Annotated in this window: 6 protein-coding genes, 1 rRNA gene and 1 pseudogene; 7 read left to right on the top strand and 1 reads right to left on the bottom strand. The window is 43.2% G+C overall.

The genetic code is table 11. From position 1 onward, the window contains the following. Positions 1 to 311 precede the first annotated feature (311 nt). From MHN32_RS23090 to MHN32_RS23060, 7 genes and pseudogenes are all read left to right on the top strand, one after another. Positions 312 to 677, top strand: a complete 366-nt coding sequence (locus MHN32_RS23090; RefSeq protein ID WP_010378318.1) for a PilZ domain-containing protein — start codon at positions 312 to 314, stop codon at positions 675 to 677. Between the two features lie 53 nt (positions 678 to 730). Next, positions 731 to 1894, top strand: a pseudogene (locus MHN32_RS23085) (glutathionylspermidine synthase family protein). A 364-nt stretch (positions 1895 to 2258) separates the two neighbouring features. Beyond that, positions 2259 to 4226, top strand: a complete 1968-nt coding sequence (locus MHN32_RS23080) for an FAD-dependent L-amino acid oxidase (RefSeq protein WP_239422928.1) — start codon at positions 2259 to 2261, stop codon at positions 4224 to 4226. Between the two features lie 244 nt (positions 4227 to 4470). Further along, on the top strand, positions 4471 to 5169 hold the full coding sequence (locus MHN32_RS23075; RefSeq protein ID WP_235368990.1) for a spondin domain-containing protein: 699 nt from the start codon (positions 4471 to 4473) through the stop codon (positions 5167 to 5169). 9 nt (positions 5170 to 5178) lie between these two features. Continuing rightward, complete coding sequence (locus MHN32_RS23070; protein WP_239422927.1) at positions 5179 to 5886, top strand: spondin domain-containing protein; 708 nt, start codon at positions 5179 to 5181, stop codon at positions 5884 to 5886. A 52-nt stretch (positions 5887 to 5938) separates the two neighbouring features. Next, entirely contained in the window at positions 5939 to 6670 is a 732-nt protein-coding gene (locus MHN32_RS23065) for a response regulator transcription factor (protein ID WP_102056367.1), read from the top strand. Continuing rightward, positions 6667 to 8124 (top strand): HAMP domain-containing sensor histidine kinase, encoded by a 1458-nt coding sequence (locus tag MHN32_RS23060; RefSeq protein ID WP_239422926.1) that lies wholly within the window; start codon positions 6667 to 6669, stop codon positions 8122 to 8124. Before MHN32_RS23065 ends, MHN32_RS23060 begins: the two co-directional genes overlap by 4 nt. Positions 8125 to 8454: 330 nt before the next feature. Here MHN32_RS23060 and rrf read toward each other — a convergent pair. Further along, a 5S ribosomal RNA gene (gene rrf / locus MHN32_RS23055) occupies positions 8455 to 8568 on the bottom strand. Positions 8569 to 8702: the final 134 nt, after the last annotated feature.

Below are 8702 nucleotides of genomic sequence, written 5' to 3'. Positions count from 1 at the left end.
CTCAACTTTTGCCTAGATTACTAGGCGGCAAGTCGAGCGTCGCGACCAAAACACACTCAGAAGAACAAAAATCAAACAGCAAAGGTCAACAGGCCCTAGTCTATCGACGATAGATAATCTAAGGCTCCTCGTTAGGAGCCTTTTTTATTTTTTAATACTTGCTTAGCTTTATTCATGCCGCACTGTGGAGGCAAGTCGCAAATCAAATTGCAGTAGCAATCCCATCCAAGCGGCGTAATTTATTGTCATTGTTAGTAGCGAGCACAATGATATAAGCTATTCTTTACCTATACGGACTATTAGGATCAGTAATGAAAGAACGTCGACGTTTTTCCAGAGTTATTTTTTCAAACGAGGCACAGTTTATGGCCTCAAGCGGTGATTTTAGCTGCGAAATCTTGGATTTGTCGCTCAATGGCGCGTTACTCACCCTGCCCGATGGCTATGTGCCACTTAAAAACGACCCTGCAAGTTTAAACTTTTATCTACCTGGTAGTGATATTCAAATTACAATGGAGGTAGAGGTTCGTCACGTTGAAGAAGGTCATCTAGGTGTACATTGCCGCCAAATCGATCTCGATAGTGTGACGCATTTAAAGCGCCTTATTGAACTTAACCTGGGAGATGATGATATACTTCATCGCGAGCTAGAGCAGCTCACCTACGATGATGATTAATACCAATTCGCTTAATTAAGCTAATTGATATTAGACGGATCGATTTTACACTTATGTTAAGAATTTCTGTTGATGAACACCCACACTGGCGTAAACAAGCAAAAGCCCACGGCTTTGAGTTTCATACTATGTATGGTGAAAAGTATTGAGACGAAAGTGCATATTATCAATTTACGTTAAAGCAAATTGAGCAAGACTTGGAAGATCCAAGTGACGAACTCCACCAAATGCGCTTACACCTTGTCGATTTAGTGTGTAATGACGAGTCTCTTCTGCAACCGTTTGCTAATCCTGAGTCTCAATGGGAATTAGTGACTCGCTCATGGCGTCATCGAGACCAAGCGCTCTATGGTCGCTTTGATTTTAGTTACGATGGAAAGTCACCAGCCAAGCTGCTGGAGGCCAATTTCGACACGCCCACCAGCTTATTCGAAACGGATTACTGATAGTGGCTTGAAGAACAGGTAAAAGCCGGTAAGTTACCACGTAATGCGGATCAATTAAATGACCTTCAAGAAGCGCTGATAGAGCGCTTTTATCAACTGCATAAATGCTACCGTGGTGCTCCCCTACACTTTTCTTGCTGCAAAGAAAGCTTTGACTACTTGGGCACCATTCAATATATGCGCAGTTGCGCGATGGAAGCTGGACTCAAAACGAAACAAGTTTTTATCGAAGATATCGGATTTGATAACCAACATTTTGTCGACCTTGATGATTCAAAAATCCAATGGATGTTTAAGCTATACCCATGGGAATTTATGTTTCAAGATGAATATAGCGAACAATTATCGGAAGCAAAAGTGCAATGGCTAGAGCCTGTTTGGAAAGCGATTTTATCTAATAAAGCAATCTTACCTTTGCTATGGCAAATCTTTCCCAATCACCCAAATCTGTTACCGGCATACTTTGAACAGGACAAGCATAAAATTGCAAGCAGCGAGTCCGGCTATGTGAAGAAGCCGCTATTTTCTCGCGAAGGCGCGAATATTGAGATCCGAAAAGATCAACAGCTGCTTGCACAGTCTGCAGGTGGATATGGCGAAGAAGGTTATATCTATCAAGCTTACTCACCTTTACCCAAATTTGCAGGCTTCAATACGCTCATCGGCTCATGGATTGTCGGTGATAAAGCAGTTGGAATTGGTGTCCGTGAAGATAAAAGCCTGATCATCCAATATCTTAGCCGTTTCTTACCCCATATCATTGTTGGCTAAACTCATTGAACATTAAATAACTTAGTCGGTATGGAACAAATGTGTTCCATCTCTCAAATTAGTGTTCAGCCGAGAATAAAAGCTTATTAAATTCATGCCATTCGTGCTTTTTAGACAAACACTTGGCAAAACCCGCCGCAAAAATTAACACAAACTTAACCAGTGTACTAAAGTAGTAACTGGGTTTTGCATCAAGTTGAGAAAACAATACTTGGCTTGTTGCAACAAATTTTTGGGAAGTGCACTCAACAGGTTGGAGTGCATAGATACGTTATAGATCACTTAGCGAGCTAGGAAGTAATACCAATTGGTATAAAAGCAGTCAGCCTCAAAAGTGTGAGACATCGTCGACTAAGGAACTCACATGACTCACTACAAAATAGGTACAGACATTAGTCAAAAACCCATTCCAGAAGCGGTCAAAGTCGCAGTGATAGGGGCTGGCATGTCTGGTTTGTATAGCGCTTGGCGATTACAGTGCGAAACAGACGTTGATGACTTCGCCATTTTTGAGCGCAGCAACCGCACAGGTGGAAGATTGGACTCAGATCTTATCCATTTCAGAGATAACCGCGCAGGAGCAAAGCCTGACAGCACCATTACAGTCAAAGAAGAACAAGGTGGTATGCGGTTTCTATTTGAGGGTATGGATGACCTAATGGCCCTCTTTCTAAAGTTAGGCCTAGAAGATCAGATAGTCCCGTTCCCCATGAATAGCGGCGGCAATAACCGGCTCTACTTTCGCGGTACCAGCTTTTCGGTAAACGATGCTGAACAAGACGACTATCATATTTGGTCGGCACTTTATAACCTCGACCCAAACGAACAAGGTGTTAATCCCAAAGACATTATTAATGTTGTTTTTAATCGTATCTTGCAAGTGAATCCACAGTTCGATTCAAGGCCAGAGGTTCGCGGTCCAGAGTTTTGGCAGGATTTCCGTCTGCAATGTCAATGGCAAGGTGAACCGCTATATAATTGGTCTTTGTGGGATTTACTCACTGATATGGGTTATAGCCAAGAATGTATCACCATGCTGTATCGTGTTTTGGGCTTTAATGGCACCTTCTTATCGAAAATGAATGCGGGGGTTGCCTATCAGCTTTTGGAAGACTTTCCTGCAGATGTCGAATTTAGAACCTTTAAAGACGGCTTTAGCACCCTGCCAAACGCGCTGGTGGATAAAATAGGTAAAGAGAAGATTTACCTGCAAACGAGCATCGATAGCATCGCCTTTGATAAAGCAGACAATCTTTATGTACTTAAGTACACCAAAACTGAGCAAGACGGACAGATAAGCGAAGGAAAATTTAAAGCTGAAAAGCTTATTTTAGGGCTGCCAAGGCTCGCGCTTGAAAAGTTGTTCATAGCGTCAGATGTATTCAAACAGCTACCAAAGCAGCGGCGCGATGCGTTATGGGATACATTGCAAAGCACAAGCAACCAACCGCTCCTGAAGATTAATTTATATTACGACACTGCATGGTGGGGAACCGGCATGACAGGCCGCCCAGCTGTCAGCTTTGGACCTAACTTTGCCGATTTACCAACAGGTTCTGTTTATCCCTTTTATGCTTTAGATGATGAACTCGCAGCCGCGCTTATGTATAACGAGCGTCATGCCGACCCTAACTCTGAAACCCAACACAAACTCGAAGGGATAGAAGCAGCTAAATACAGTCGCCCAGCCGCATTGACTATTTACTGTGATTATCTAAATATTAATTTTTGGAGTGCACTGCAAAACAAAGGTGAGCTTTATCATCACCCTCGTGAGTCGGAACTCGTTGAATCTATTCCCAGTGATATTTTTCCAGCCTCTGAAGCGGTTGTACGACAAGCGACACAATTCTTTAAAGACATTTTTAATACACATTATGTTCCACAGCCCACCCTCACTAGCGCTCGAATTTGGGAAGGGAATGTGAATTTCAATGTCCCTGAAAATCTTCAATTTGGTTTTGGTGTACATCAATGGGCAATTGGTGCAAATGATAAAGACGTCATCGAAGATTTAGTGGAGCCGTTGCCAAATCTATTTACCTGCGGTGAAGCTTACTCTGATTATCAGGGCTGGGTAGAAGGCGCGTTACGTTCGACAGATTTAGCGCTACAAAAAGGGTTTGGTTTAGCGCCACTAAGCGAGGTCTTTGAAACAGACCAAGGCTGTAGCTCGTCAGAAGCAATACAAATCGCCTACCGGAAAATTGCTAATGAAATGATTATGGAATATATCGACCCTAACTTTTCGCCAAACACTAAAGACAAAGTCACGCTTGCTGATGCCAATAGTGTGCTTGGCGTCAACCTTAGTTATTTCGATAAGCCCTAACCCACCTCTCTAGTAACGAGGAGTTTTTTACTCCTCATTATCCCTACCTTGCAGAACGAATTGATAGTTCTCGACCGACTAGAACCGTTCCGGCGTACTTCAAGTTACCCTAAGCTCCGCTGCTCTGAGCCCTGTGATAAGTATTCTACGCTTTTGTGATAAAAACGTGATAACTCCGTGAGCCTATCTCAATATCTTGCGGCCATGATAAGGAGACTGTTAATCCTAATAAGAAGAGTACATCATGAAAGCAAAAATCCTGACAACATTAGTCGCAACGTGTTTATCAAGCGCTGCGCTGGCACAAGACCTTGAAGTAAAAATCACTAACCTCACTCACGGTATTTACTATACGCCTTTACTGGTGGCTGCTCATAATCAAGATACCGCTCTTTTTAAACTCGGCGAGCAAGCTTCTGAAGCATTGCAAGCCATGGCCGAAGGCGGTGACATTTCAGCTTTAGGACAAATCCTCGAAAGCTCAAACGCCAATATGGTCGCCAACCCAGCTGAGGGGCTACTTGCACCCGCAGGCTCTACAATGGCGATGATATCAACGAGTGAAGGAAATACGCATCTTTCAATTGTGGCAATGCTACTTCCTACCAATGATGGATTTGTAGGATTAAATGCGTGGCCTATTCCAAGCGCTGCCGGCACCTATGAAGTTTACCTTAATGCCTATGATGCGGGTACTGAAGCGAATAATGAATTAGTTGTCGAAGGCTCTGGTGCACCCGGTATTTTAGGGATCCCAGCATCGCCAGGTGCGGCTCCTGGCACTCAAGGAGCTGGCGTCACAGCAAGTGAAGAAAACACCATGGTCCATATTCACAGAGGCAACGTAGGTGACAACGAGCAAGTCGGCGGTAATAGCGATCTGCATAACACCGTGCACCGTTGGTTAAATCCTGTGGCAAAAGTAACAATAACCGTAAAATAAGGGGGAGCTATGAAAGCGAAATTAGCATTAATTGCCATGTCTGCGCTCCTACTCAGTGCATGTGGAGACAATGACAATAATATGGTGATGCCAGAGCCTCCGGTTGAGCCAGAGCCAGTTGAGTATGAGTTTGCCATCACTATCACGAACCTTACACACGCACAGCCTATGTCATCAATTGCAGCGCTGCTTCATCAATCTGGTCATTACTTTACTGTCGGCATGCCAGCAAGTGAAGCATTAGAGCAACTTGCAGAGGGCGGAAATAACAGCGATATTATAGCCGACGAGATGACACAAGCATCCGTCTCAACGGATGGACCTTTAGGCCCCGGTGCGACAACCAACCTTTCCATCAAAACTACAGACCTTTCTGAGCTTAAATTATCGCTATTAACCATGATGGTGAATACCAATGATGGATTCTCCGGTCTAAATGCTATAGACGTCTCTGCGTTGCCCGTAGGTGAGGTGCAAATGTATCGAACACTTGCCTACGATGCTGGCACTGAGCTGAATAGTGAAGCCGCGGGAACCATACCAGGCCCAGCAGACAGCGGTGAGGGCTTTAACGCAGAGCGCAACGATAATCACAACATGGTGACGATGCACAGTGGTGTAGTTGGTAGTGATGATGGACTCCAAAGTTCAACGCTCACTAGTATCCATAAATTTGATAACCCGCTGCTTGCAGTCACTATCGAGAGAATTAAATAGCCTATGCGCAAACGTCTGCCATAGGCGTTTGCGCTTTCATAAAGGGCTATTTATGTTAGAAACCGTGTTGCTAGTTGAAGATGACTTAGACATAGCGAGATTGCTCCAAGTGCATTTAGAGGAGTTAGCTTTAGAGGTAACGCATGTTGCCGACGGCAGCCAAGTATTATCGGCTGCTAAAGCGAACGATTTTGCCGTGATTTTACTGGATTTAATGCTACCTAATATGGATGGACTAACCCTTTGTCGAGAGCTTAAGGCGCTTTACCCTATGAGTAGTGTCATCATCGTCACCTCAAAAAGTAGCGATATCGATAGGATCATTGGACTTGAAGTTGGTGCGGACGACTATATATGCAAGCCTTTTAATACGAGAGAGTTGCAAGCAAGGGTGAAAGCGCAGCTACGTCATGTCAGGCAACTTAAGCAATCAATGCAGACTGAAAATGCGGACTTCCCACGCGATAAAATTGCAGTTGGAAACTTAGTTATCGATGCCTGTTGTCATGAAATTTCGTTGGCTAATGTTAGATTAGACCTTACTGCAACCGAATTTGAGCTGCTGCAGTTTTTTGCTAAACACCCAAATCACGTGTTTTCTCGAACCCAGTTATTAGAATCAGTATGGGGCTACCAACACTCAGGATACGAGCATACCGTTAACTCCCATATTAATCGTCTGAGGGCAAAGCTTGAAGCTATTTCAAATAATACGGTGATAGAAACAGTATGGGGTGTTGGTTACAAATTAAATTCAGCCTCTCTTTGCGGGCAAAGCGTATGAAGCTCTCACTCTACAAAAAACTCGCACTGATCTTATTTGTCACTTTCGTTGTCATTGCAGCGATTTTTGTTTGGTGGACCCAAGCGCTATCTCAAGTCTCTAAGTCTCAAGCAGAACAACAATTACACCTCGCACTTGCGACCCATCTTGTTGACGATAATCCCCTAATAAAAGAGGGAGTGTACGACTATGACGGTTTGAGTAATCTATTTCACACCTTGATGATCTTAGGCCCCTCATTCGAGTTTTACTTCGTCTCCCCTGAAGGTAAGTTATTAACTTACTCTGCCGCCCCTGGAGAGGTTAAACGTCAGCAAATTGATGTTACCCCGTTAAAAAAACTCCTAAAGAGCAATAGCCAACTACCTGTATTTGGAGATGATCCGAGAAGCGTTAACGGCAGTAAAATTTTCTCTGTGGCCCCTGTATTTAATCAAGATATTTTACAGGGTTACCTATATATCATCATCGGCTCGTCAAAATACGATAGCATTATTGAGCAACTAAAAAATTCAGACAAGGTGATGCTTGGAGTAAGTTGGTTATTAGGCACTTTGTTCTTTTTGCTGGTTGTCGTCCTGCTACTGCTTAATAAAATCACCAAGCCCGTGTCCAGATTGACTCAATATATAGATCAAGTCAGCCAAAACCATTTTAATATTAGTCGTGATGCCCAAATAAATTGGCCCGAAGAACATGACGAGATCCATCAGCTGGGTCGCAGCGTCAATGCTATGCTGGATAAAATTCAGCAGCAATTAACTACACTTAACCTCAAAGATGAACAACGTAAAGAACTACTTTCACAGCTAAGCCACGATCTCCGCACACCACTTGCCTCGCTTAAAGGTTACATTGAACTGATAGAAAAACAAACAAGTGACAAAAATATCGTTTCGCACATCGAAATTGCCAGTAAAAATATAAATCAACTCAATCATCTTATCGCGCAAATTTTTGAACTCGCCCACCTAGAAGCAGGACATACCAAACTTAATATTGAGCCCTTTAATCTACTTGAACTTATGTATGACGTTGCGGCTAAATTTACATTGCAAGCTAAACAGCGCGGAATAACCATCTCAATAAGCCCGAAAGCAAGCGAAGTTAGTGTATACAGTGATATCGGGAAATTAGACAGGATTTTATCAAACCTCATCGATAACGCTATCAGACACACTGATGCTGGTGGCGAAATACAGCTCACATTACAGCAGCAACAAGATATTGCTTTAGTGAGTGTTAATGATACTGGCATTGGGATAAGCGCCGCTGATCTTCCCTATATATTCGACGCTAGCTTTCAGGCCAAAAATAGCCTAAGTAAACGCAAACACAATGCAGGGCTAGGCCTTGCGATCACAAACGAGCTCGTTAAATTATTAAAAGGAAATATTAGCGTATCAAGCAAGCTAAACCGAGGTTGTAAATTTACAATTTCACTGCCACTTTGATTTGCTAATTCTCCTTCTTTAGGTACCTAAAGGAAAGTAGCATATTCTAGACGTATAGATATACAAATCGGTGGATAACCCCCCCTACCATATTGCACTTTGCTTATGCTGTAGTGAGAGCGAGTTTATCTCGAGAAGGTGATCACTTTGTAGATTGGGAAAGCCTTCAGCGTTTTCGACTTGGATGTGTATGCATACAAATCGGCGGGTAAACCGCCTACCACGTCGCACTGTGCTTATGCAGAGGTTGGAGCGAGTTTATCTCGCGATGTATTGAACTAAAAATGCAAAAAACCCATTACATTAATGTAATGGGTTTCTTTAATTGGGCCCTGACGATGTTCTACTTTCACATGGGTAATCCACACTATCATCGACGCTGTTTTGTTTCACTTCTGAGTTCGGCATGGGGTCAGGTGGTTCCAAAACGCTATGGTCATCAGGAAAATACTGTTTTTTAGTTCTTATTTTTATATTAAATTTGGCCCTGGCGATGTTCTACTTTCACATGGGTAATCCACACTATCATCGACGCTGTTTTGTTTCACTTCTGAGTTCGGCATGGGGTCAGGTGGGTC

It is taken from the genome of Pseudoalteromonas sp. Of11M-6 (genome assembly GCF_022347905.1).
GTDB lineage: Bacteria > Pseudomonadota > Gammaproteobacteria > Enterobacterales > Alteromonadaceae > Pseudoalteromonas.
This window is presented reverse-complemented; position numbering and strand designations above follow the sequence as displayed.